This window comes from Pseudomonas sp. SA195 (genome assembly GCF_054131565.1).
In genome coordinates, this window is record NZ_CP096392.1 from 1133764 (window position 1) to 1157571 (window position 23808).

20 protein-coding genes and 1 pseudogene are annotated in these 23808 nt (G+C 62.6%); 7 read left to right on the plus strand and 14 right to left on the minus strand.

Annotated elements, in window-relative coordinates; all coding sequences use genetic code 11:
- Positions 1–9: 9 nt before the first annotated feature.
- Both M1D78_RS05185 and M1D78_RS05190 read right to left on the minus strand, forming a co-directional pair.
- The gene (locus M1D78_RS05185; protein ID WP_437420260.1) at positions 10–2070 is read right to left on the minus strand and encodes a putative bifunctional diguanylate cyclase/phosphodiesterase; all 2061 of its coding nucleotides are present in this window, start codon (positions 2068–2070) and stop codon (positions 10–12) included.
- 171 nt (positions 2071–2241) lie between these two features.
- On the minus strand, positions 2242–2865 hold the full coding sequence (locus tag M1D78_RS05190; RefSeq protein ID WP_437420259.1) for a TetR/AcrR family transcriptional regulator: 624 nt from the start codon (positions 2863–2865) through the stop codon (positions 2242–2244).
- 301 nt (positions 2866–3166) lie between these two features.
- Here M1D78_RS05190 and M1D78_RS05195 point away from each other — a divergent pair.
- Both M1D78_RS05195 and M1D78_RS05200 read left to right on the plus strand, forming a co-directional pair.
- A pseudogene (locus tag M1D78_RS05195) lies at positions 3167–4147 on the plus strand (cache domain-containing protein); the annotation flags it as partial.
- 201 nt (positions 4148–4348) lie between these two features.
- Entirely contained in the window at positions 4349–5053 is a 705-nt protein-coding gene (locus tag M1D78_RS05200) for a methyl-accepting chemotaxis protein (RefSeq protein WP_457933578.1), read from the plus strand.
- Between the two features lie 74 nt (positions 5054–5127).
- Here M1D78_RS05200 and M1D78_RS05205 read toward each other — a convergent pair whose 3' ends face one another.
- From M1D78_RS05205 to puuE, 9 genes are all read right to left on the minus strand, one after another.
- Entirely contained in the window at positions 5128–5949 is an 822-nt protein-coding gene (locus tag M1D78_RS05205; RefSeq protein WP_437420257.1) for an outer membrane protein OmpK, read from the minus strand.
- Positions 5950–6017: 68 nt separating this feature from the next.
- Positions 6018–7517: a nucleobase:cation symporter-2 family protein gene (locus tag M1D78_RS05210; protein WP_243606330.1), complete on the minus strand. Its 1500-nt coding sequence runs from the start codon at positions 7515–7517 to the stop codon at positions 6018–6020.
- Between the two features lie 184 nt (positions 7518–7701).
- A complete protein-coding gene (locus tag M1D78_RS05215; RefSeq protein WP_437420256.1) occupies positions 7702–9252 on the minus strand; it encodes a cation:proton antiporter domain-containing protein in 1551 nt (516 codons plus the stop codon).
- Positions 9253–9379: 127 nt separating this feature from the next.
- On the minus strand, positions 9380–10729 hold the full coding sequence (locus M1D78_RS05220) for a nucleobase:cation symporter-2 family protein (protein ID WP_437420255.1): 1350 nt from the start codon (positions 10727–10729) through the stop codon (positions 9380–9382).
- Between the two features lie 186 nt (positions 10730–10915).
- On the minus strand, positions 10916–12169 hold the full coding sequence (locus tag M1D78_RS05225) for a urate hydroxylase PuuD (protein WP_437420254.1): 1254 nt from the start codon (positions 12167–12169) through the stop codon (positions 10916–10918).
- Positions 12170–12303: 134 nt separating this feature from the next.
- Positions 12304–12828, minus strand: coding sequence for an ureidoglycolate lyase (locus tag M1D78_RS05230; RefSeq protein WP_437420253.1), 525 nt, complete (start codon positions 12826–12828; stop codon positions 12304–12306).
- Between the two features lie 124 nt (positions 12829–12952).
- Positions 12953–13948 (minus strand): allantoicase, encoded by a 996-nt coding sequence (gene alc, locus M1D78_RS05235; RefSeq protein WP_437420252.1) that lies wholly within the window; start codon positions 13946–13948, stop codon positions 12953–12955.
- A gap of 78 nt (positions 13949–14026) precedes the next feature.
- Positions 14027–14542: a 2-oxo-4-hydroxy-4-carboxy-5-ureidoimidazoline decarboxylase gene (gene uraD, locus M1D78_RS05240; protein ID WP_437420251.1), complete on the minus strand. Its 516-nt coding sequence runs from the start codon at positions 14540–14542 to the stop codon at positions 14027–14029.
- Positions 14542–15471, minus strand: a complete 930-nt coding sequence (puuE, locus tag M1D78_RS05245) for an allantoinase PuuE (protein WP_437420250.1) — start codon at positions 15469–15471, stop codon at positions 14542–14544. Before puuE ends, uraD begins: the two co-directional genes overlap by 1 nt.
- A gap of 344 nt (positions 15472–15815) precedes the next feature.
- Between puuE and uraH the strand changes: the two genes are divergently transcribed.
- Positions 15816–16169 carry a hydroxyisourate hydrolase gene (gene uraH / locus M1D78_RS05250; protein ID WP_437420249.1) on the plus strand — a complete coding sequence of 118 codons (354 nt, stop codon included), beginning with the start codon at positions 15816–15818 and terminating at the stop codon, positions 16167–16169.
- Positions 16170–16519: 350 nt separating this feature from the next.
- Here uraH and M1D78_RS05255 read toward each other — a convergent pair whose 3' ends face one another.
- Positions 16520–17146 carry a LysE family translocator gene (locus tag M1D78_RS05255; protein WP_437420248.1) on the minus strand — a complete coding sequence of 209 codons (627 nt, stop codon included), beginning with the start codon at positions 17144–17146 and terminating at the stop codon, positions 16520–16522.
- Positions 17147–17210: 64 nt separating this feature from the next.
- The gene (locus tag M1D78_RS05260) at positions 17211–18557 is read right to left on the minus strand and encodes an NCS2 family permease (RefSeq protein WP_437420392.1); all 1347 of its coding nucleotides are present in this window, start codon (positions 18555–18557) and stop codon (positions 17211–17213) included.
- Between the two features lie 390 nt (positions 18558–18947).
- Here M1D78_RS05260 and M1D78_RS05265 point away from each other — a divergent pair, with 390 nt between their 5' ends.
- From M1D78_RS05265 to M1D78_RS05280, 4 genes are all read left to right on the plus strand, one after another.
- Positions 18948–19703 (plus strand): GntR family transcriptional regulator, encoded by a 756-nt coding sequence (locus M1D78_RS05265; RefSeq protein WP_437420247.1) that lies wholly within the window; start codon positions 18948–18950, stop codon positions 19701–19703.
- 196 nt (positions 19704–19899) lie between these two features.
- Positions 19900–20571 (plus strand): metal ABC transporter ATP-binding protein, encoded by a 672-nt coding sequence (locus tag M1D78_RS05270; RefSeq protein ID WP_437420246.1) that lies wholly within the window; start codon positions 19900–19902, stop codon positions 20569–20571.
- A 41-nt stretch (positions 20572–20612) separates the two neighbouring features.
- The gene (locus M1D78_RS05275) at positions 20613–21431 is read left to right on the plus strand and encodes a metal ABC transporter permease (protein WP_437420391.1); all 819 of its coding nucleotides are present in this window, start codon (positions 20613–20615) and stop codon (positions 21429–21431) included.
- Between the two features lie 10 nt (positions 21432–21441).
- Positions 21442–22314, plus strand: a complete 873-nt coding sequence (locus M1D78_RS05280; protein ID WP_437420245.1) for a metal ABC transporter substrate-binding protein — start codon at positions 21442–21444, stop codon at positions 22312–22314.
- 83 nt (positions 22315–22397) lie between these two features.
- Here M1D78_RS05280 and guaD read toward each other — a convergent pair whose 3' ends face one another.
- Positions 22398–23705, minus strand: a complete 1308-nt coding sequence (gene guaD, locus M1D78_RS05285; protein ID WP_437420244.1) for a guanine deaminase — start codon at positions 23703–23705, stop codon at positions 22398–22400.
- Positions 23706–23808 lie beyond the last annotated feature (103 nt).

Consider the following 23808-nt stretch of genomic DNA (forward strand, 5'->3'; position numbering starts at 1 on the left):
CTGTTCACGTCAGAGCGTCTCGGGATTGAACGTGCGTTCGAAGCGCAAGGACTGGCGCAGCAGGTTTACCAGCTCGTCGGCGGGAACGGGTTTGCTGTAGTAGTAACCCTGGCCTTCGTCGCATCCCTCGGTAACCAGGTAACGCTCCTGCTCCGCGGTTTCCACGCCTTCGGCGATGACCTGCATGCCAAGGCTGCGTGCCAGGTGGATGATCGCGCGCACGATGGTGGCATCGCCTTCGTCGGCGTCCATGTCGCGGACGAAGCTCTTGTCGATCTTGATCTTGTCCAGCGGCAGGCTCTTGAGATAACTCAGCGACGAATAGCCAGTGCCGAAATCATCAATGGCGATCAGCGCGCCGGAGCGGCGCAGGCTGTGCAGGTTATGCGTGGCGGCGGCGATGTCTTCCATCAGCCCGGTTTCGGTTACCTCGAGCTCCAGCGTTTCCGGCGGCAACTGGTGGGTCGCCAACAGGTTGCCGATCACGTTAGGGAGCTCGGCATGGTGCAACTGGACCGTCGACAGGTTCACTGCCATGCGCAGCCCGGTGAAGCCTTGCTGATGCCACTCGCGAAGTTGGCGGCAGGCCTGGTCCAGCACCCATTCGCCGATCGTGATAATGCTGCCGTTCTGCTCGGCCAGCGGGATGAAGATGTCCGGCGGAACCATCCGACCGCTGGGGTGCGACCAGCGTAGCAGGGCCTCGACACCGGTGATGCGCTTGAGCCGGTAATCGATCTGCGGCTGATACACCAGCCTGAATTCGCCGCGCTGGATGGCCTCGGCAAGGTCTTTCTGCAATTCCCGCCGCTCGCGGATCTCGCTGTCGATGCTGGCGACGTAGAACTGGTAGCGATTGCGTGCCCGGCTCTTGGCCAGGGTCATGGTCTGTTCGGCCTTTTGCAGGAGCTTCTCGGTGCTGTCCCCATCCTCTGGAAACAGCGTGATACCGATGGTCGCCCGCAGGCGGACGTTGTCTCGGTCAAGGACGATGGGCCGTTCCAGGTCGTCGAGCACCTGCTGCGCCAGTTCGGCGGCTTCGTAGGGCTTGTCGAACCCGGAAAGGATCATCACGAATTGGTCGCCGCCGAGGCGGGCCAGCGCGCCGATGCGCCCGCTCTGCTTGCGCAGGCGGTCGGCGAGGGCGATCAGCATGCGGTCGCCGTTCTGGTAGCTGTACTGCTCGTTAACGCCTTTGAAGTCGTCGAGGCCCAGGCACAGCACGGCCACTCGGCGCTGCAGCCGCGCGGCCTCGGTCAGGATGTGGTCCAGTTGCTGCTGCAGCTGGAGCCGGTTGGGCAGGCCGGTCAGGAAGTCGAACTGCGTCATGCGCTCCAGGTTGCTCTCGGCGGCGTGGCGCAGCTGCATGTTGCGTTCGATCGAGGCGAGCAGGCCGTTTGCTGTTTCCACCCACAGGCCCAGTTCATTGCCTTCGTGCCCCTTTAGCATGGGCAGCTTGTTCTCGCTGGGGCGATCGGGATTGATGTTGGACAGGTGCTCGATGAGCTTGGTCAGCGGCCGGGTCAGCAGCCACTCGTAGATCAGGTAGAGCACGAGCCCCAGCGTCAGCGCGCGCAGCATGCCGACGATGAAGATGACCAGCGAATTGCTGACAAACTCCTCGCCATAGCGCGCGGTGTCCAGGGTGATGCTGAGGTCGCCGTAATATTCGTTGTAGGGCGGTCGGCCGATCAGGGGGATCGAAAAATTCTGATCGCGCCCGAGGATGGGGTCGGTGATCCAGCGGGTCGGCTGCTCGGACAATGGACGGGACTTGAACGCCAGCGGATCCTCGCCGGGGTGACCGATGGCTGCCTTGCGGATCGATTCGTGCTGGAAAAGGCCTTCCATCACCTGCGCGCCCATTTCCCTGTCGAGGCTGTAAATAGCCTGAGTAGACGGATCGCGCGTCATGCGGAGGATGCGTTGCGCCTCCGCATCTATCAACTGGCGAGTGCTATAGGCGTTGTAGATTATCTGCGAGCAACTCAATACCAGCCCGACGGCCAGCGCCGACAGCAGGACGATACGTAACAGTTGTCGCGACAGGCTGCTGCGCAGGTGGCTCAAAAGAATTTCCTTTTTCCGGGCCGCTTGTTCGCCAGTATTGATACGCGCAGGACATACGTCAAAAGTTGGCGCCGTCCTGTATGGCAAAACGTTATCAAAACACATCGCTTGCCGCAGAGCCGCCCGTCGAGGATTCAAGCCTTTGCCGGGCAGGGCGACGGACCGGGGCGATCAGCCGTGTGGCACGGCGTCCTGAACGTCGCAGCCCTTGATCACCAGGCGGATGATGGTCTCGGCGGCGGCATCGTAATCGGAGTCGTCGAGCCTGGCCTTGCCGGTCACGGTAGAAATCTGCCAATCGAAATCGGCGTAGGTCTGGGTCGCCGCCCAGATGCTGAACAGCAGATGGTGAGGATCGACCGGGGCCATCAAGCCGTCGTCGATCCACCGTTGAATGCAGGCGACGTTGTGGCTCGCCTGGGCGTTGAGCTGCTCGGCACGCTCGGCGGGTAGGTGTGGTGCGCCATGCATGATCTCGCTGGCGAAAACCTTGGAGGCGCAGGCGTGCTCCCGCGAGATTCGGATCTTGGTGCGAATGTAAGCGCGCAAGACGTCGGCCGGATGGCCCGGCTGGTTGAACGGCTCGGAGGCTTGCAGCAAGGGCTCGACGATGCTGTCCAGCACCTCGCGGTACAGGTTTTCCTTGCTCTTGAAGTAGTAGTAGACGTTGGGCTTGGGCAGCCCGGCGCGCTCGGCGATGTCGCTCGTCTTACTCGCGGCGAAGCCTTTCTCGGCAAATTCCTCGCTTGCCGCACGGAGGATCAGTTCTTTGTTGCGCTCGCGGATACTGGTCATGGGCCCCTTCGATTCACTACCTGCGAGGCCGGTTGGCCGGGCGGGAATCCTAGCACCTGCGTCCCGGCCGTCTCAAGGAAGCGGAACGCTCGCTGGCCGGTCGCCAACGCTGCTGTTCGCCTGATGCATGACGGTCCGCCGGACGGTCCTCCAGCCTCTCGTCCGTGCAGTCGATAAATACCTGGCGTCAGAAATTCAAGTTGTATACATTTTTGCTGATAGATGTGTACTTAATCCTGTGCTCGAGGGTCACCCTATGCCTTTCATGCAACGCAGTATCCAGTGGCAGTTGATCGTCAGCATGGGGGCGGCCCTGCTGACCAGCCTGCTGATCGTGATCCTTGTGTATTCATCCGCGGTCAATCGGCTGGCCGAGCGCTACCTGGTGGGGCAGGCGCTACCGGCGAACGTCGGCGCCATCGGCAAGGACATCGAGCGCACGTTGACCGCGCCCATCACTGCCACGGCGGGGATCGCCAGCAATGCCTTGGTCCATGACTGGCTGCGCAGCGGCGAAACGGGGCTCGATGCCGATGCGGTCGGCCGCTACCTGGAGGGCGTCAAGGCTCAACAGAAGGCGTTGACGACCTCCATCGCCGTGCTTGAGAGCGGCAACTACTATTCCGAGGCTGGGCTGTCACGCACGCTCAGCCGCAGTGCTGCTGGTGATGCCTGGTTCTATAGCCTGGCCGACAGCAGCATCGAACGGCGCTTCGAGATCGACATCGACAAGACCACCCGCCAGCCCACGCTGTTCATCAACCAGCGGATTGAGTCGGGCGGGCGCACGTTGGGCGTCGCCGGTCTCGGCTACAGCTTGAGCAGCATGTCCGAGCTGATCAGCAATTTCCGTTTTGGCGAGCGGGGTGAGGTGTATCTGGTCAACGCGGACGGGCGGATCAAGGTGCATCCACGTGCCGAGCACAACGACCGTACTGAGCTTGGCACGCTGGCCGGGAGCGACGCCGCTCGCCAACTGCTGGGCGGCACACGCGATGCGGTGCGCTTCGATCGGGACGGCGAAGCGTACCTGGCAATCGCCCGCCCGCTAGAAAGCCTAGGCTGGGTCCTGGTAAGCGAAGTGCCGGAAGCGGAAATCTTCGCCGAGGCGCGTCGCACCTTGTGGACCATCAGCCTGATCGGTGCCTGTATCGCGCTGTTCTTCCTGGGCTTGGTCGTCTGGCTCGCGCGTGGGCTGGTCAAGCCGATCCGGCAGGTCACCCAGGCGTTGGTCGAAATCGGCGGAGGCGGCGGGGACCTGACTCGACGCCTGGACGAGAGCCGCGCCGATGAGCTGGGTGACCTGGCTCGCGGCTTCAACCGCTTCATCGCAAGCCTGCGAGTGTTGATCGGCGACGTGCTGACGACCAGCCAGCAATTGCGAACGGCCGTCGGCCAGGTGGCGCAGGTGGTCGACAACACGGCGACGCGTGCCGGTCGCCAGCACGAGATGACGGACATGGTCGCTACCGCCGTGCACGAAATGGGCCTCACCGTGCAGGAAATCGCCCGTAACGCGAGCAACGCGGCGCAGGCCTCGCAAGGTGCGCGCAGCGAGGCGATGCAGGCGCGCACGGTCGTTGGCGAGTCCATCGCGCATATCGAGCGGATGTCCGGCGAGATCGGCCACGCGGCCGAGTCGGTGACTGACCTGGCGCAGCAGGTCGCGTCCATCGACAAGGTGCTGGCGGTGATCCGTAGCATTTCCGAACAGACCAACCTGCTGGCCCTGAACGCCGCGATCGAGGCCGCCCGTGCCGGCGAAATGGGGCGCGGGTTCGCCGTCGTTGCCGACGAGGTACGTACCCTGGCCAGCCGTACCCAGACGTCGACCGATGAGATCCAGCAAATGATTCAGGGGCTCAAGAACGGCGCGCAGACCGCTGTGAATTCGATGCATGCCGGTCAGGCGGCGACGGGGACGGGTGTGCAGGCCAGCCAGCGCACCGGACAGTCGCTGAGCGCCATCACCGAGCAGGTCGAGGCGATCAGCGACATGAACACCCAGGTCGCAGCGGCGACCGAGGAGCAGAGCAGCGTGACCGAGGAAATCACTCATAACGTGCAGGGTATCGCCGACCTGGCGCAGGCTACGGCGCGGGACGTGCAAGCCTGCCGGAGCGACTGCCAGGCGCTTTCGCAGCTGGCGGAAGACCTGGGGCGGCAGATGGGAAGTTTCCGGTTGTAGCCGAAAGCGCTGACCACGAAAAAGGCGACCCGCAGGTCGCCTTTTTCCTTTCCTTTACAAGCGCGGCAGCGGCTCTAGAAATGCGCCTTCACCAGGAAGCTCGCCGTGTTCTGGTCGGTTGGCCCCACGAAGTTACGGCTGACGAACCCGCCATCCTCGATCCCGTACTTGTTCGACCAGTAGTCGTACTCGAAGCCCACGTAGAGCCGTCCCGGCTCCCCGTCGAGTGCCTTGCCCAGGTCGTACTTGATCTGCGGGTTGATGTGCAGGTTCTTCGAGACGAAGTCCCCGCGGCGCTCGGACCCGGCGTCGTTTACCACCCAGTCGATGAAGCCATCGAAGAGGATGTCGGACTTGCCCACCGGGATCGTGATCGCCCAGGTTGGCGTGACTTGCCACTGGCCGGCCGGTTTGCCGGTACTGCCGTCCGGCTTGCGGTAGTAAAGGTTGATGGCCAGGCGATCGAAGCCTGGCACGTCGAGGTCAACCGCCGGGCCGAGCAGGTAGTTCTGGTTCGGTACGCCGTCGGTGCTCTCGCCGCGCTCATAGGTGGCGGCGAGCAGCACGTCCTTGACCGGGCCTAAGGCCAGGTCTTGGCCGCTGAGCTTACCCAGCGACAGACGCGGGCTGAACTCGCCGTAATAGGTGTGGCCATCGCTGCCGCTGACGCCGTTGTAGAAGATGTTGTCGATGAACAGGAACATGTCGCCCCAGGCCCAGCCGCTGGCGTGTTCGAAGGTCAGCGTCTGCTGGATGGGCGGGTTGATCTTGTAGTCCTTGCCGTACAGGTAGGTGAGGCTGTTGTTCTGCCAGTGCAGCATGTCGTCGGCGAAGGCGGGCGCAGCGAGAAGCGTGCCGGCCAGAGCCAGCGAGAGCGGTGCGAGCTTGGAGGTCATGCGGATACCCTTTTGGTTTTGTTGTTGTAGGCGGAGGGGCGCGCCAGGCTGCGATGCCCGGCGCGCGGTCAGCCGGTCGGGGTGAGTTGGGCGGAGGGATCGCGGGTGATCGCCTTGGGCTCGGTCTTGGAATAGTCCGGGATGTTCACGGCCAGGGTGTTGGTGCCGATCGTGTCCTCGATCAGGTTGTCCGGGTCGTAGTTGTCGTCTTCCTCCGGTTCGCGGGGCAGGAAGAAGTTGAGCAGGATCGCGCTGAAGGCACCGATGGTGATGGGTGAACCGAAGATGTTCTTCAGCACCTCGGGCAGGTGGTTGAGCACATCCGGTACCGCTGCCACGCCCAGCCCCAGGCCCAGCGAGATGGCGACGATGAGCATGTTGCGGCGGTTGAGCCCGGCTTCGGCGAGTATCTTGATGCCGGCGATGGCAACCGTGCCGAACATGATCAAGGTCGCGCCGCCGAGCACCGGCTTGGGCATCAGTTGCAGCACGCCGCCAACGACCGGGAACAGCGCCAGCAGGATGAGGATCGCGGCGATGTACAGCCCGACGTGCCGGCTGGCCACGCCGGTGAGCTGGATCACGCCGTTGTTCTGGCTGAAGGTGGTCATCGGCAGGCTGTTGAAGGTCGCGGCGAGCAGCGAGCTGCAGCCGTCGCCCAGGATGCCGCCCTTGATCCGCTTGAGGTACAGCGGGCCCTTGACCGGCTGACGCGAAATCATCGAATTCGCGGTGAGGTCGCCCGCCGTTTCCAGCGGCGTGATGAGAAAGATCACCGCGATGGGGATGAAGGCCATCCAGTCGAAGGCGAAGCCGAACTTGAATGGCTGCGGCACGCTCAGTGCCGGTAGCGTGGCGAGGCTGGAAAAATCCACCATGCCCATCATCCAGGCGGCGGCGTAGCCCACCACCAGCGCGACGATCACCGCGGACAGCCGCAGCAGCGGAATGCCGAAGCGGTTGAGCACGATGATGGTGCCAAGCACCAGACCGGCCAGTGCGAGGTTGGGCAGGGCGCCGGGGTCTTCGGCGCCGTAACCGCCAGCGATGTCGGTCATCGAGACCTTGATCAGCGACAGGCCCATCAGGCTGATGATGGTGCCGGTGACCACGGGTGTGATGATCCGGCGCAGCCGGTCGATGCAGCGGCTGACGGCGATCTCGACGAACGCCGCGCAGAAGCTCACACCGAAGAGCGTCGCGAGGATGTCTTCCGGGGTGCCGCCGCGGTTCTTGACGATGAAGCCGGCCGCCAGCACCACGCTGAGAAAGCCGAAGCTGGTGCCCTGCAGGCAGAGCATGCCGGCGCCGATCGGGCCGACGCGCCTGGCCTGGATGAAGGTTCCGATGCCGGAAACGAACAGCGCCATGCTGACCAGATAGGGCACATGCTCGCCCAGGCCCAGCACGCTGCCGATGATCAGGGTCGGAGTGATCACGCCGACGAAACTGGCCAGCACATGCTGGATCGCGGCGAAGGTGGCGGGGAGTGGACCGGGGCGATCTTCCAGCTGGTAGATCAGGTCCTGATTGGGAGCGTCACCGCTCCTGGGTTCGGTTGCGGTCATGAGTCAAGCCTGCCATTCGTTATTGTTCGGTCATGGGCTTTCGAGGCTGCACGGACCTCTATCACTGGCCGAAAAAAGCTGTTCGCTCGGTCAGGATGCGCTCGACTATAACAACCTGTGGACAGGAGATGAAACAATAAATTTTGTAATTGTGCACAATCCGGACGGCCGTGCACCCGCCGTGTCAATGGGCCGCGCGTAGCTCTCTCGCGACATGCTCGGCCAGGCCCGCGCCGGCTTCGCTCATCGTCAGGTAGGTACGGTCCGCGCCGGCGGCTTCGATCTGCTTGGCGATATCGTCATACATGGCATGCGAGACGATCAGGCCGCTGAAGCCCTTGCCACGCAGCTTGCGGGTAGAAATGATCTTCGCCTCCGGATCGTTCATCGCCAGGATCACCGCCTTGACCTGATTCATCTCCAGGCTCTCCCAGAACATCTGATCCTCGGCATCGGCGAACAGCACATGGCGGTCGTTCTCGCTGCTCTTCTTCACCGTGACCAGGTCCGAGTCGAGGCTGATCAGGCGCCAGCCCTGCGCCTTGAGATGATCGTAGGCGGCGCGCCCGGTACGGCCCATGCCCATGACCAGAATCTGCGCGTCGCCGAGCGAAACGGGCTGTTCGTCCGGGTGGCGGATGTCACGTTCGAGCGGAATCAGGCGTTTGGCCAGGCGATCGTAGAGCGGGTGCGAAATCCGGTTCAGTTGCGCCGAGATGACGAACGACAATGCCACCGTGATTGCCAGCGGTGTCAGCCATTGTGGCAACACGACGCTGGCGACGATCAGGCCGAATTCGCTGTAGTTGGTCAGGCTCGAGGCGCTGAGAAAGGCGCTGCGCGCGCGCAGGCGGAACAGCAGGAAGAGGAAGAAGAACAGCGCGCCCTTGAGCGGCAGCAGCAGCGCAACGGCGCCGGCGAAGAGCATCGCATCCATGTCCGGCAGCCCGCCGATGCCGATCTGCAGGAAGAAGCCGACGAGGAAGACTTCCTTGATTGCCCACAGCGAGTTGGAAAGTTCGGTCGCGCGCTTGTGCTTGGCGAGCATCGCGCCGAACGCCAGGGCGCCCAGTTCCGAGCTGAGGCCGACATATTCGAAGCCCAGGCCGCCCGCGACCAGCGCCAGCATCAGGCCGAGCAACACCATGAGTTCTTCGTGACCGCTGTAGTCGAGCAGGCGGAACAGCAACGGGCGAAGCAGCGGCAAGAGGAATACCAGCAGGGCCCAGGCGGAGGGCACCTTGCCGCTGGCGATGCTCATCACCACGAGGGCAATCAGGTCCTGGATGATGAGCACGCCGATCGCGACGCGGCCATGGAAGGCGCGCAATTCGCGCTTGCCTTCGAGCACCTTGGCCGCCAGCACGGTGCTGGAAAATGACAGCGCGACCGCCAGCAAGAGGCTGTCGCGCCACGTCGTATCGAGAAAGAAGAAGATCGCGGGCAGCACGATCAGGCTGGAAATGCCGAAGTGCAGCAGGCTGCCGCCGATCACCTCGCGCCGTACCAGGTTGCTCAGCTTGAGCTTGAGCCCGACGGTGAAGAGCAACAGCAGCACGCCGAGATGGGCGAGGTGGGCGAGGATTTCGCTGTCCCGCGGGCCGACACCGATCCGATCGCCAAAGGCTGCCAGGGCGAAGCCGGCACCCAGATAGCCGATCAGCGGCGGCAGGCCGATCGATCTCGAGGCGAGCCCGAGCGCGAAAGCGAAGGCGATCCAGGTGGCTTCGATCATGGGTCAGTCCTTCTCGGTTCGGCAGGCGGGCGCCGCATTTTAACGGGGGCGCATGGCTTGTCGAGCATCGGGAAGAACGCCGCGGTGCGCGGAGCCCGCCCGTGGCAGGCTCCCGGTCGGGTGCCTGTCAGTGGTGCGCGGCACCTGTCAGTGCATGGCGCTCCGGGCCACCCAGAACATTGAACAGCAGGTTGAGCGTCACGGCGCTGAGGGTCGCCACGGCGATGCCGCTGTGGGTGATGGGCTCCATCCAGTGCGGTAAGTGGGCGAAGAACTCGGGCCGCACCACCGGCACCATCCCCAAGCCGATGCTTACCGCGACCAGCAACTGGTTGCGTCGATCGCCAATATCGGCCTCCTGAAGGATTTTGATGCCCGTTGCGGCGACCATGCCGAACATGGCGATGCCCGCGCCGCCAAGCACGGCCGCCGGGATCGAGGCCACGAGAAACGCCGCCTTGGGCAGCAAACTCAGCGTGATGAGAAAGAGACCGGCGATGGCCGTGACGTAGCGGCTACGCACGCCAGTCATCTGCACCAGGCCGATATTCTGCGCAAAGGACGAGTGGGTAAACGTGTTCATGAAGCCGGCCAGAAAGGTCGCGCCGGCGTCGCACAGCAGGCCCCGGCGCAGTTGCCTCGGATCGACTTCCTGACCGGTGATCTTGCCCAGCGCCAGGAACATGCCGGCTGACTCGACGAAGATGATCACCACCACCAGACACATCGACAGAATGGGCGCGAGCAGGAACTGCGGTGCCCCGAAGTGGTTTGGCGTCACCAGCTGCACGGCGGGCGCAGCATCCAATCCGCTGAGATCGACCATGCCCAGGGCACCTGCCAGCACGTAGCCGAGGCCCATGCCGATCAGCACCGAGACATTGACCCAGAAACCCCGCATGAACTGATTGATCAGCAGAATCACCGTCAGTACCGCCGCGGCCACGCCGAGATAGGGCAGGGCGCCGAACTGGCCGGTCCCGCTGCCCCCGCCCGCCCAGTTCACGGCGACCGGAAACAGCGACAGGCCGATGGCCGTGATCACGGTGCCCGTTACCAGCGGCGGAAACAGCCGAACAATCTTGCACACGAAGGGCGCGATCAACAGCCCGAAGAAGCCTGCCGCGATGGTCGCGCCGAAGATGCCGGTCATTCCCACGCCGGGCATGCCGGCCATCACCACCATGCTGCTCACCGCGGCGAAGCTGGCGCCCATCGTCACGGGCATGCGGATGCCGACTGGCCCGATGCCCATGGATTGCACAACGGTAGCGATGCCGGCAACGAGCAGATCGGCGTTGATCAAAAAGGCAATTTCGTCACGCGACAGCCCCGCCGCCTGGCCCACGATCAACGGGACGGCGACGGCCCCGCCATACATCAGCAGTACATGCTGGAAGCTCACCAGCAGCATCTGCAGCAGGGGCAGCCGCGTTTCCGTGGCTGACGCGGTTTCCCGCTCGGTCACATCGTTCATGCAAAAACACCTCGGACGCTTTTGTTATTGGAGGGTCGCGGTGGCCCCGCTGAACGTGCGGAGCCGGGAATGGTGCTTGGGGGGTCCGGCCGTGCCGGGTGCTGTTCGTGAAACCTCGCAGGGGCGTGGTCGAGTCGGTTGGAAGGCAGACGCCGCGCCAGCAAGGGCGCGGCGCCGTGGGCGCGATCAGTCGATCGGCGCGCCCTTGTCGATCCAGGCGCCGAGCTGGTCGCGCTCTTCCTGGGTCATGTTGGTCATGTTGCCGAGCGGCATGATTTGGCTGGCCACGGCTTGCGCATGGATCTTGGCGGCTTGCTGGCGGATCTGTTCAGGGGTGTCGAACATCACACCCGCAGGCGCTGCGCTGAACAGCGGGCTGCTGGGCGCAGCGGCATGGCAAACGGTGCAGCGTTCGTTGATGATCCGATGGACTTCAGCGAACTCGCTGTTTCCGCTTTGCTCTGCCGGCGTTACTGCCGCGGCCTGCTGCGCTTCGATGCTCTGCTCACGCGGGCTGGTCGGGGCGGCGTTGGGCACACCACCCTGGCGGTTCGGCGCGGTGACGAACGCCAGGCAGATCATGCCGACGGCCGCAGCGGGCAGGGCCCAGGCGAAGCGGTTGCTGTCATGACGGGTGTTGAAGTAGTGACGCACCAACACGGCCAGCACCGAAATTCCGGCCAGGATTGCCCAGTTGTACTGGCTGCCGTAGGTGCTCGGGAAGTGGTTGCTGATCATGATGAACAGCACGGGCAGGGTGAAGTAGTTGTTGTGGCGCGAGCGCAACAGGCCCTTGGCCGGCAGCACCGGGTCTGGCGTGCGGTTCTGTTCGATGGCAGCGACCAGTGCGCGCTGGGCCGGCATGATGATGCGGAACACGTTGCCGACCATGATGGTGCCAATCAGCGCGCCGGTGTGGATATAAGCGGCGCGGCCGCTGAACACCTGTGAGTAGGCCCAGGCGGCAAAGATCACCAAAACGAACAGCACCAGGCCGAGCAGTGCGGGCTTTTTGCCCAGCGGCGAGTCGCAGAGCAGGTCATAGACGAACCAGCCGACGATCAGTGAGCCAAAGCCGATGGCGATGGCCATCGCTGGGGTCATGTCGCTACCCGGTGCGATCAAATACAGGGTGGGGTTGAGGTAGTACACGACCATCAGCAGGGTCACGCCCGACAGCCAGGTGGTGTAGGCCTCCCACTTGAACCAGTGCAGGTTCTCCGGCATCTGCGGCGGTGCCAGCTTGTACTTCTCAAGGTGGTAAATGCCCCCGCCGTGAATGGCCCAGAGGTCACCCGAAAGACCGTCGCGCGGGTTGGCGCGGTTAAGGTTGTTTTCCAGCCAGACGAAATAGAACGAGGCACCGATCCAGGCGATGCCGACGATCATGTGAATCCAGCGAATAGTAAGGTTCAGCCATTCGGTCAGATGTGCTTCCACGATAGTTACCTCTTGCACGGCTGGCGGACCAACCGCTGTTTCTTCTTATTCGACTCGTCGCAAGTGTCCGGTCTGTTCTGAAGCACGCACGTTCTCTCGGCTGTGCACGGCAGCCTGGAAAATGCCCTTCGGGGTCAGTCGGTCGCCTGTTCGGAGTCCCGGTGGGGGTCGAGGAGAACCTGCTCATCCTCGGTGAAAAAATGCTCGTCGCAGTTGTTCCCAGAACCGCTGCGATCGACCACCAGGAATTCATCCCGCTTTTCGATCGTCAGCACCGGGTGGTGCCAGACGCCGCGGTGGTAATTGACGCCCTGCCTGCCGTTGCTGCGGAAGGCGCGGACGTGACCCGGTACAGGTGCATCGCCAAGTGGCGCGACCACGACCAGAAAAGGGTTGCCGAGCAGCGGAATGAAGGCCTGGCTGCCCTGCGGGTGTCTTTCGAGCATGCGAATGACCAGCGGCATGTTCAGCGCCTCGGCGGCGAAGATGCTGATGATCGCCTGATCCTCGGGCGCGGCGGTCTCGACTGTGGCCAGCTTGTGATAGCGACGGGTCGAGCCGTTGTTGATCATGAAGTAGTCGCTGCCTTCGGTTTCGATGACGTCGCCGAAGGGGGCGAAGGCTTCCTTGGTCAACGGTTCGATCTTGAGTGTGCGCATGCTGTGCTCGTTAGCTGTTCTGTAGGAGCGAGCTTGCTCGCGATCCTGGGGTGGGTCATTCGCGAGCAAGCTCGCTCCTACGGTCTATGCCTGAAGCGGTATCTGGCCGATGCCGCCTCAACGGTTACTTCACTGCTTTGCCAAACAACCGCAGCCGGCTGACGCCGCCGTCCGGGAAGATGTTCAGGCGTACATGGGTAATCGGGCCAAGCTTAGCGATCTGTTCGCTGAACTCATGCTCGGCATGCATCTCGAGCTTCTGGCTCGGCAGCAGCTCACGCCAGAACAGGCTCTGGGTTTCGATCTGGCTGTCGGTGCCGCCTTTGACGTAGGCCGCCTGGATCGAGCAGCTGTCCGGGTAGTTGCCTTTGAAGTGCAGCGTGTCGACGACGATGCGCTCGATCTCGCCCGGATGGCCGAGGGCGACGATCACCCAGTCATTGCCCGGCGTACGGCGGCGGGCGGTTTCCCAGCCGTCGCCCATGTTCTCGCCACGGTTCGGATTGAGGATGTTGCTCATGCGGCCGAAATGCTCGTCGGAGCAGGCCAGTGCGCGGCCGCCATTGAGCGCCGAGGCGAGGTCGAGCTGCTCGTTGTCGCCGACCGTGCTCCAGTCACGGTACGGAATGCCATGTACACGCAGACGGGCGATGCCGCCGTCCGGGTAGATGTTGAAGCGCAGGTGGCTGACCGGCTTGTCGAAGGCGATCTCGTGGTAGTGATGGCTGTTGCCTTGCAGTTCTACCGCGGGAAGGATCTCAGTCCACTGGGTGCTGTCGTCTGGGTCGCCTTCGGCGAGGAAACAGGCTTCTAGCGAGGCGGACGGCGGGTAGTTGCCAGTGAAGAAGCTGGTGTCGATATCCACACCCTTGATCTGACCCGGCACGCCGAGGCGAATCACCGCATGGTCGTAGCCTTCGAAGCGCTTGCGGCGCGACTCCCAGCCGTCCATCCACTTGCCGTTGTCATCGAACACGCCCTCCTTCCATACGGCCGGTGTTGGCTGGAACAACCGGTTGACGTCGGCGAACCAATCGTCGGTGACGGAAATGGCCTTGGTGCCCAGGCGGGCGTCGGCCAGGTTGACGTATTTTTCGAAGGGTACGGCGTAAGCTTTCATCGCGATCTGCCTTGAATTGAGTGGAGCGGTTTCTGCCTTTATTGCCTGTGTTGCGGTGTTGCCTATTTCCCGTTCCGGCTACATCGCCTGCAGCCGGAACAGGGCGATCTTGTTGATTTCGGCCAGCGCTCGGGCGAACTCCTGATCCGGGCTGTTGTGGATGCGCTCTTCGAACGCCGCGAGGATCTGGTGCCGGTTGCTGCCCTTGACCGCCATGATGAAAGGGAAGCCGAACTTGGCCTTGTAGGCCTCGTTGAGTTCGGTGAAGCGGGCGAATTCCTCGGGCGTGCATTCATGGATACCGGCGCCGGCCTGCTCGGAGGTGCTCGATGCGGTCAGCTCGCCACGCACGGCGGCCTTGCCGGCCAGGTCCGGGTGCGCATTGACCAGCGCCAGTTGGGTGTCGTGGCCGGCGGCGAGCATCGCCTGGGACAGGCGGGTGTGCATCACCTCGACGTAATCCAGCGTCTCGTCGACGCCAGCGCCATAGACCGTCTCGGCGACCCAGGGCGAATGCTCGTAAACATCGGCGAAGGCGGCGACGAAGGCGTCGCGGTCCAGGGTCGACGGCTTGATCGTTTTGAACGGGGTCATCAATTGCGCTCCGCGGTCATGGGGTGGGTGGCGTGCCAATGGCGTGCGATATCGACGCGGCGGGCGAACCAGACCTTGTCGTGCCCCTTGGCATACTCGATGAAGCGCTGCAGCGCGGCCAGACGAGCGGGGCGACCCAGCAGGCGACAGTGCATGCCAATGGACAGCATTTTCGGCGCGCCCTCGCAGCCTTCTGCATAGAGCACATCAAAGGCGTCCTTCAGGTATTCGAAGAAGTCGTCACCCTTGTTGAAGCCCTGCACCTGGGTGAAGCGCATGTCATTGGTGTCCAGCGTGTAGGGAATCACCAGATGCGGCTTGGCGGGCGTCGACTCCGGGTCCCAGTAGGGCAGGTCGTCGTCATAGGTATCGGAGTCATAGAGGAAACCGCCTTCCTCACGCACCAGGCGACGCGTGTTCGGCCCGGTGCGGCCGGTGTACCAGCCGAGCGGGCGTTCGCCGGTCAGCTCGGTGAGTATGCGGATCGCCTCCTGCATGTGCTCGCGTTCCTGGGCTTCGTTCATGTACTGGTAGTCGATCCAGCGATAGCCGTGGCTGCAGATTTCGTGACCGTCGGCGACCATGGCTTTGATCACGTCCGGGTGGCGCTGCGCGGCCATGGCCACGGCGAAGATCGTCAGGGGTATGTCATGGCGCTTGAACAGCTTGAGCAGGCGCCAGACGCCAGCGCGGCTGCCGTATTCATACAGCGACTCCATGCTCATGTTGCGCACGCCCTGAAGCGGCTGAGCGGCGACCATCTCGGAGAGGAAGGCTTCGGATTCCTTATCACCATGCAGCACGCTGCGCTCGCCACCTTCCTCATAATTCAGCACGAAGGACAGGGCGATACGGGCGTCGCCCGGCCAGTGCGGATGGGGTGGGTTCTCGGCGTAGCCGATAAGGTCACGAGGGTAGTCGGCGCTCATTGTCGTTCCTTGTTCGAACCGGGCCGCCGCGTAGAAGGTCCGGCAACCTGTATGGCTCAATTGTATACAAAACGATTTGTGGTTTGTAAATCAAAAATCCAGGATTATTTCTGTCTCGCCTCATCGGTGACGCCGTCTGCCCCTATCGTTTTTCTATGCCGAGCGGCGCTTGGCCTTATGCCTTGTGCTTTTGTGCAGCAGGAAGCGGGCCAGATATGGAAATCGCGAGTTGTGTACAATTCAAAAGAAAACTGTCTTTAATTTTTGTGCGGAGTGCTATGCTCCGGTCACCAATCACCACTAAGGAGGCGGGCAGGGCGGTTCGCGCCGTCGTGCTGGAACCTATGGGACGTTTGACCACACACGTATTGGATGCTGCCCACGGCTGCCCGGGCAGCGATATCTGCATCGAACTCTATCGGGTCGAGGGCGACCGCCTGGAGCGGGTCGCCACGCGCCAGACCAATGCCGATGGCCGCTGTGACACGCCGTTGTTGGAAGGCGACGACTATCGGTCCGGTGTTTATCAGCTGCAGTTTTCTGCGGGTGACTACTACCGCCGTCGTGGGGTGGCGCTAACCGAGCCAGCTTTTCTTGATGTGGTGGTATTGCGGTTTGGCATCGATGCCGAGCAGGACCATTACCACGTGCCTTTGTTGATATCGCCGTATAGCTATTCGACGTATCGGGGCAGCTAGTCCGGTTTCTTAAGTGCTGACTCTACTGGAGTCCTTTTACCCGCCTTAATGGCGGGTTTTTTATGGGGGGTGGGGTTTGGCGTGTGTCGCTCGGCGCCAGTTGCAGGACTGCTTACCTTCTTTTGTGTCGCTGATCGTTAGAGTGGAAGGCCGCGCTGCGTTTTTCCACCGAAGTACAACGGCTTAAGACCTACAGGCGACTCGGACTCTTCGTAACGTGCCCTGGGAGCGGCGCCGTAGTGAGAGAGGCCCGGTCGCATAGCGATCAGATCCAGATGTCGGAACGCGCCCAGCAAGGCGAAATCAATGCCCCAGCCAACCAACTGGCTATGGGCATCGCTTCAAAGCGCCTACCGGCTCATCAACGAAGCCGCCCCCGCGCCCCCAAACAGCGCCGCACTCGTTCGGTTGAACCACACATGCCCCTTCCCGGTGCGCAGGTAACGCGCCGCGCCCTGCGCGCCCAGCCCATAGGCCAGCTTGCAGCACAGGTCCAGTACGGCCCAAGTAGCGATCATCACCAGCAACTGCGTCAGCAATGGCTGCTCCGCATTGAGAAACTGCGGCAGAAATGCGGCGAAGAACAAAATGTCCTTCGGGTTGCTGCCTCCTAGCAGGAAGGCCTGCCCGAACAGTCGGCCGAAGCGCGGAGCCGATACCGCTCCATTGATCTCACGCGCAGCTGGCGCGCGGCGTGCTTCCTGCCAGCTCTGCCACGCGAGGTAGAACAAGTACAGCGCGCCGATCAGCTTGAGCGTGCTGAATAGCCGTTCCGAGGCCATCAGGATGGCGCCGAGGCCGAGCGCCGAGGCGCTGAGCAGGAGAATGGAAGCCGTCACCCCACCAAGAAACGCCGGCCACGAGCGACGCACCCCGTGATTCAGGCTGTTGCTGATCATCAGCAGCGACAGCGGGCCGGGGATCAGGATCACTACCAGCGCCGCACTCGCATACAACAACCAGGTTTCCAGACTCATTTCACCCTCCTGACTTTAATAAGAAAGCCCCGCCGCGGTGCGACGGGGCGGCGATGCGCCTCGCTCAGAGAAAGGCGAACTTGGCGATGAAGATCACGCACAACACATACAGGCTGATCGAGACCTTGTCGCGCTGACCGGTGAGCAGCTTCAGCGTGGCATAGGTCAGGAAGCCCAACGCGATGCCGTTCGCGATTGAGAAGGTAAGGGGCATCATCACCACCGTCACGATCGCAGGAATGGTGTCGGTGTGGTCTTTCCAGTCGATGTGCGCCATGCCGCTCATCATCAGCATTGCCACGTAGATCAGCGCGCCCGCGGTGGCATAGGCGGGGATCATGCCAGCCAGCGGGGCAAAGAACATCGCAATCAGAAATAGCACACCGACGGTCACGGCGGTGAGTCCCGTCCGGCCACCCGCGGCGACGCCCGAGGCGCTTTCGACGTAACTGGTCACCGGAGGGCAGCCGACGAAGGCGCCGACCACGCTGGAGGTGCTGTCGGCTTTTAACGCGCGGGACAAGTTCTGGATCTTGCCGTCTTCGTCGACGAGATGAGCGCGGTGGGCGACGCCCATGAGCGTCCCGGCCGTGTCGAACATATTCACGAAGAGAAACGCCAGGATCACGCTGACCATCGCGACATTCAGCGCGCCGGCAATGTCCATCGCTAGCCAGGTCGGCGCGAGGCTTGGCGGCATCGAGACCAAACCGTTGTATTCGACCAGGCCCATGGCCCAGCCAATACCGGTCACAGCGAGCATGCTCAACAGGATGGCGCCGAACACATTGCGGTGGCTGAGCACGGCAATCATCAGGAAGCACACCGCGGCAAGCAGGGCGGTGGGCTCGCCGAAAGAGCCCATGGTGAGCAGTGTCGCGGGGCTGTCAACGACGATGCCGGCGGTCTTCAAGCCAATCAAACCAAGGAATAAGCCCACCCCCGCACCCATTGCAAAGCGCAGGCTCATCGGGATGCTGTTGAGTAGCCATTCACGCAGTCGCGACAGGCTCATGATCATGAACAGGATGCCGGAGAGGAAGACCGCGCCCAAGGCGATCTGCCAGCTGTAGCCCATCTCGCCAACGACGGTATAGGTGAAGAAGGCGTTGAGGCCCATGCCCGGCGCCAGGCCCACCGGCCAGTTCGCGTACAGGCCCATCAGCAGGCAGCCGAGTGCCGCACCAATGCAGGTGGCGACGAAGGCGGCGCCGTGATCGATGCCGGCGTCGGCCATGATGTTGGGGTTGACGAAGATGATGTACGCCATGGTGACAAAGGTCGTGAGGCCGGCGAGCAGTTCGGTCCTGACACGCGTTCCATGAGCGCTGAGTTTGAAGATTCGGTCGAGCAGACCGGTGGGTTGCGGCTGCAGCCCAAGGGCCGCCTGTTCCTGCTTGGTGCTTTCCACAAGGTGTTCCTCATCGTTCTTGTTGTCGATCACCCAGAGCGACGCTCTTGAGGCAGGTGATGGTGAGGGCGCGTCCCCGGCTGGCCGCGTGTAGGCGCAGCGCCTTGTATTTGACCTGAAGGTCAGGATGGCCTGGCGCGATTATCTATTTGTATACAAAAAATGCAAACGGAATTCGCCGGGGAGATCGGGCGGCCACGGTTCTCCTGGCTCCCAAGAAATGCTAGCGCGTCGGCTCGCGCCGCCAGGCAAAGTGCGTGAGATTTTATACGCTGTTGATTGTGCACAATTATTTTGGATTTATTTCGCGATTTGATTCCCGCTAGCTGCCAGCGAACCTCGGAAACGCAGTAAAGTGCGTGCTGCCGACATTTCCGAACGCGAGTCACCATGAACGAACAGTTGCAGCCTCTGAAGAAGCCGACTCGAAGCGGCAAGGTCCGGACCGGGACCCAGGACGACATCGTTTACGCACATATCTTTGACGCGATTCTCGAACAGCGGCTGGCCCCGGGCACGAAGCTCAGCGAGGAAGCCCTCGGCGAAATCTTCGGCGTGAGTCGCACCATCATTCGGCGCGCCCTGTCGCGGCTCGCGCACGAAGGGGTAGTGCTGTTGCGGCCCAATCGCGGGGCGGTAGTGGCCAGCCCGAGCGTCGATGAAGCGCGGCAGATCTTCTTTGCGCGGCGGCTCGTCGAGAGGGCCATCACCGAGTTGGCCGTACAGCATGCCAGCGCCGAGCAGCTCGCCGAGCTGCGGCAAATGGTCAAGGATGAGCAGGACTGTTTCGCCCGTGGAGATCGCGGAGCTGGCATCCGCCTGTCTGGCGAGTTCCATCTCAAACTGGCCGAGGCCGCGCGTAACGCCCCGCTGGTGAGCTTCCAGCGCAGCCTGGTGTCGCAAACATCGCTGATCATTGCCCAATACGAGAGCGGCAACCGCTCGCACTGTTCCTACGACGAGCACAACGAGCTGATCGACGCCATTGCCGCGCGCGACAGCGACAAAGCAGTGAGCCTGATGATGCATCACATGGATCACATCGACAGCAAGCTCAACCTCGACGAAGAGGGCGCGTCGGACGACTTGCACGCCGTGTTCTCGCACTTGGCCCTCGCGAAGAAAAAGCCGCGCGCGGCGCGCTAATCGCTCTGCAGCGGCTCGCCGGAATCGCGACGCCGCTGCGAAAAACACGCCCACCTTTGAATAGCCAAGCCTGAACACCTCAGTCGGGCGGGGAGCCTATTGCTTTCGCCTGATTTTGTTATGTTATAACTATTACGTTATCGCTTGGCCCTGATGCCAGACACCAGGCTGGCGTCCGATAGAAACCGAGGTAGCAATGATCCGTTGTACGCATTTGCAATGGGGGGCGAGCGGGCGGCCGCTGACGCCACCGCTCGATCTGAGCGCGGCGCCCGGGAGCTTGACTGCTGTGATTGGCAGCAACGGTTCCGGCAAGAGCAGCCTGCTCAAAGTCATCGCCGGGCTGGACCGACCGCTGGCTGGAAGTGTCAAGGTTGAGGCACCGAGGCTCGGGGGTATCGGTTATCTGCCGCAGCAGCAGTATGTCGACCGGCAGTTTCCGATTCGCCTCGCCGAGCTGGTAGCCGGCGGCTTCTGGCGCAGCGTACTCGGGCGACGTGAACGGCAGGCACGGCTGCGTCAGGTGCTCTCAGACTGGGGCCTGCTCGAACTGCAGGAGCAGGGTTTGCATGCGCTCTCCGGTGGCGAACTGCAGCGTGCATTGCTGGCGCGGCTGACCCTGACAGACGCGCAAGTGCTATTGCTCGATGAGCCCGAGGCCGCGCTGGACGAAGTCGGTTTCGATCTGTTGTGGCAGCACCTCGCACGTTGGCAAGCGGAAGGCCGTACGCTTATGTTGGTGAGTCATAACCTCGCCAGCCTCGCCGAGCGGGCGTGCGATGGTCTGCTTGTAGCGCGTAGCGGCTGTGTTGCCGGGCCACTTCGGCAGCTGCTGGTTGCGCCTCATGCTCTCCGGCAGGTCGCGTGACAGTCGATCTGTTGTGGGGACCCTTTGCCGAGTTTGCCTTCATGCGTCGGGCATTGTTCGGTGGCGTGGCATTGGCCTGCAGTGCCGGCCCGCTAGGCGTGTTTCTGATCCTGCGGCGCATGAGTCTGATCGGTGATGCTATCGCCCACGGCATCTTGCCCGGCGCTGCGTTGGCGTTTTGGTTGTTCGGCCTGAGCGTGCCGGCGTTGACGGTGGGTGGGCTAATCGCTGGGTTAGGCATGGCGGGCGCCTCGGCTTGGGTCAGCCGTCGGACCGGGCTGCGTGAAGATGCCAGCCTGGCAGCGCTTTATCCGATCTCGTTGGCGAGCGGCGTTTTGCTGCTCGGGCTGGCCGGACGAAAGCTCGACCTGTTGCACTTGCTGTTTGGCTCCGCGCTGGCGGTAGATGGCACGACAATGCACGGGATGCTCGGCACCGCCGCGTTCAGCCTGGTGCTGTTGACCTTGGTGTACCGCGCACTAGCGCTGGACAGCCTGGACCCGCTCTTCCTGCGTAGCATCAGCCGTTTCGGGCCGCTGGCTCACGCGGTGTTTCTGACGCTGGTGGTGCTCAATCTGGTCATCGGTTTTCAGGCCATCGGTGCGTTGATGGTGGTTGGGCTGATGATGCTACCCGCGGCCGCAGCGCGCTTCTGGAGCCGCCGGCTGATCGTTCTACTCCCACTTGCCGCGCTATTCGGAGCGCTCTGCGTATGGGCAGGGCTGTTGCTTTCGTTTCACGTCAGCCTGCCTAGCGGCCCCTGCATCGTCTTGTTGGCCGGTGCGTTCTATCTGATTTCCATGTTGCTGGGCCCGGTGCAGGGCCTGTTGCGCGTTCAGGCTTTTCCCATCACTCCTTGAGGTGTGTTTCATGCGTTATCTGTTATTCACATTAGCCCTGTGGTTGCCATTTTCGCTGCAGGCGGCCGAAAAACTGGATGTCGTCACCAGCTTCAGCATCCTGGCGGACCTGACGCGCGAAATCGGGGGCGACCGAATCGAGCTGACCAATCTGGTCGATGCGGACGCCGATGCGCATGTGTATGAGCCCAGCCCGGACGACGCTAAAGCGCTGCTGCGTGCCGACCTCATCGTCGCCAACGGGCTGGGGTTCGAGCCTTGGCTGGAGCGCCTGCTGGCCAGCAGCGAGCCGGCGGGCAAGCGCATCAACGCCAGTGCGGGCGTCGTTCCGTTGATGCTGGAAGAAGACGGCGAACAGGTACCGGATCCTCATGCGTGGCAAAGCCTGGCCAATGCCGAGATCTACGTGCGCAATATCGCCCAAGCGTTAGCACAACTCGACCCCACGCATCGCGGCGATTACGAGACGCGACGCGATGCGTACCTGGCGCGCCTGCACGCGTTGCTAAAAAAGGCTGACGAGCGCATTAGCCGTCTGCCGTCCAGCCAGCGCAAGGTCGTGACCAGTCATGATGCCTTCGGTTATCTGGGACAGGCCTGGCAGCTGCAGTTCATCGCCCCGCAAGGATTGTCCACCCATGACGAGCCTTCAGCGGCAGAGGTCGCCGCCTTGATCCGACAAATACGCAGTGAGGGCGTGCGTGCCGTTTTCGTGGAAAACATCCGGGATCCGCGCTTGATCGAGCAAATCGCCGACGAAGCCGGGGCCACCGTTGGCGGTACCCTCTATTCCGATGCGCTGGCCAGTGAAGGGCCGGCCAGCACATACCTCGGCATGTTCGAGCACAACCTCGAGACTTTGATGGCAGCGTTGGAGCCGTAGGGTGAATCACGCGATCCACGCGTTAGAGCACGCTGTCTGCCTAGCTCGCGAGACGATTGATCATCGCGTGTGCGATCTGCTGTTCACGATGCCTTTCGGTGTACCGAAACCCCGGCCGCGTAGGTTTCCTTCACCGCGCGGTCGTCGCCGAGGATCATCAGGGCAAAGAGTTTTTCCTGCAGCGTCGTGGCCTGGCTCAGGCGGTAGTCGATCAGCGGTGTCGCTTTGTAATCGAGCACCACGAAGTCGGCGTCCTTGCCCGGTTGCAGGTTGCCGATCTTGTCGTCCAGATAGAGCGCCCGCGCCCCGCCGAGTGTGGCGAGATACAACGCCTTGAATGCATCGAGCTTCTGGCCCTGTAGCTGCAGCACCTTGTAGGCCTCGTTGAGGCTCTGCAGCTGCGAGAAGCTGGTGCCGCCGCCGACGTCCGTGCCCAGCCCGACGCGCACGCCGTAGCATTCCACCTTCGCCAGATCGAACAGGCCGCTGCCGAGAAACAGGTTGGAGGTGGGGCAGAAGGCCACCGCCGAGCCGGTCTCGCCGAGGCGCTGGCATTCCTCGTCGCACAGGTGCACGCCATGGGCGAACACCGAGCGCGCGCCTATCAAACCGTGATGGTCGTAGACGTCCAGATAACCGCTGCGCTCGGGAAACAGCGCCTTGACCCATTCCACTTCCTGCTTGTTCTCGGAAATGTGGGTGTGCATGTACAGGTCGGGGAATTCGGCGAACAGCTTACCCGCGAGGGTCAGCTGCTCCGGCGTGCTGGTCGGGGCGAAACGCGGGGTGACGGCGTAATGCAGGCGGCCCTTGCCGTGCCACCGCTCGATCAGTTCCTTGCTATCGGCATAGCCGGACTCTGCGGTATCGGTCAGAAACTCCGGTGCATTGCGATCCATCAGCACCTTGCCGGCGATCATTCGCAGATTGCGCTTCTCGCAGGCCTCGAAGAAAGCGTCCACCGACTGCTTGTGCACCGTGCCGAACACCAGCGCGGTGGTGGTGCCGTTGCGCAGCAGCTCGCCAAGAAAAAGATCGGCCTGCTCGCGGGCGTGAGCCATGTCGCTGAAGCGGCCCTCGTTTGGGAAGGTGTAGGTTTCCAGCCAGTCGAGCAGCTGTGCGCCATAGGAGCCGATGACGCCGACCTGCGGGTAATGGATGTGGGTGTCGATGAAACCGGGAGTGATCAGCGCGTCCGGGTATTCGACCACCTCGGTGCCCGCTTTCAGGGTTGGAAGTAGGTCAGCAGCACTGCCGATCTGGGCAATCTTTCCATCCCCGACAACCAGCAGGCCGTCTTCGAAATACTCGTGAGATTGCTCGATACCGACCTCGCGCGGGTCGGCAAGGCAGTGAAGCAGGGCGGCACGGTAGGCTTTGGTTTGGGACATGAAGATTCCGAGAAATTCGTTGTATGTAGGTTGCGTAGGAAAGACTGACTGCGAAAGCGCCGTGGTACCTGTAGGAGCCAGCTTGCTGGCGATCCTGTGGGCT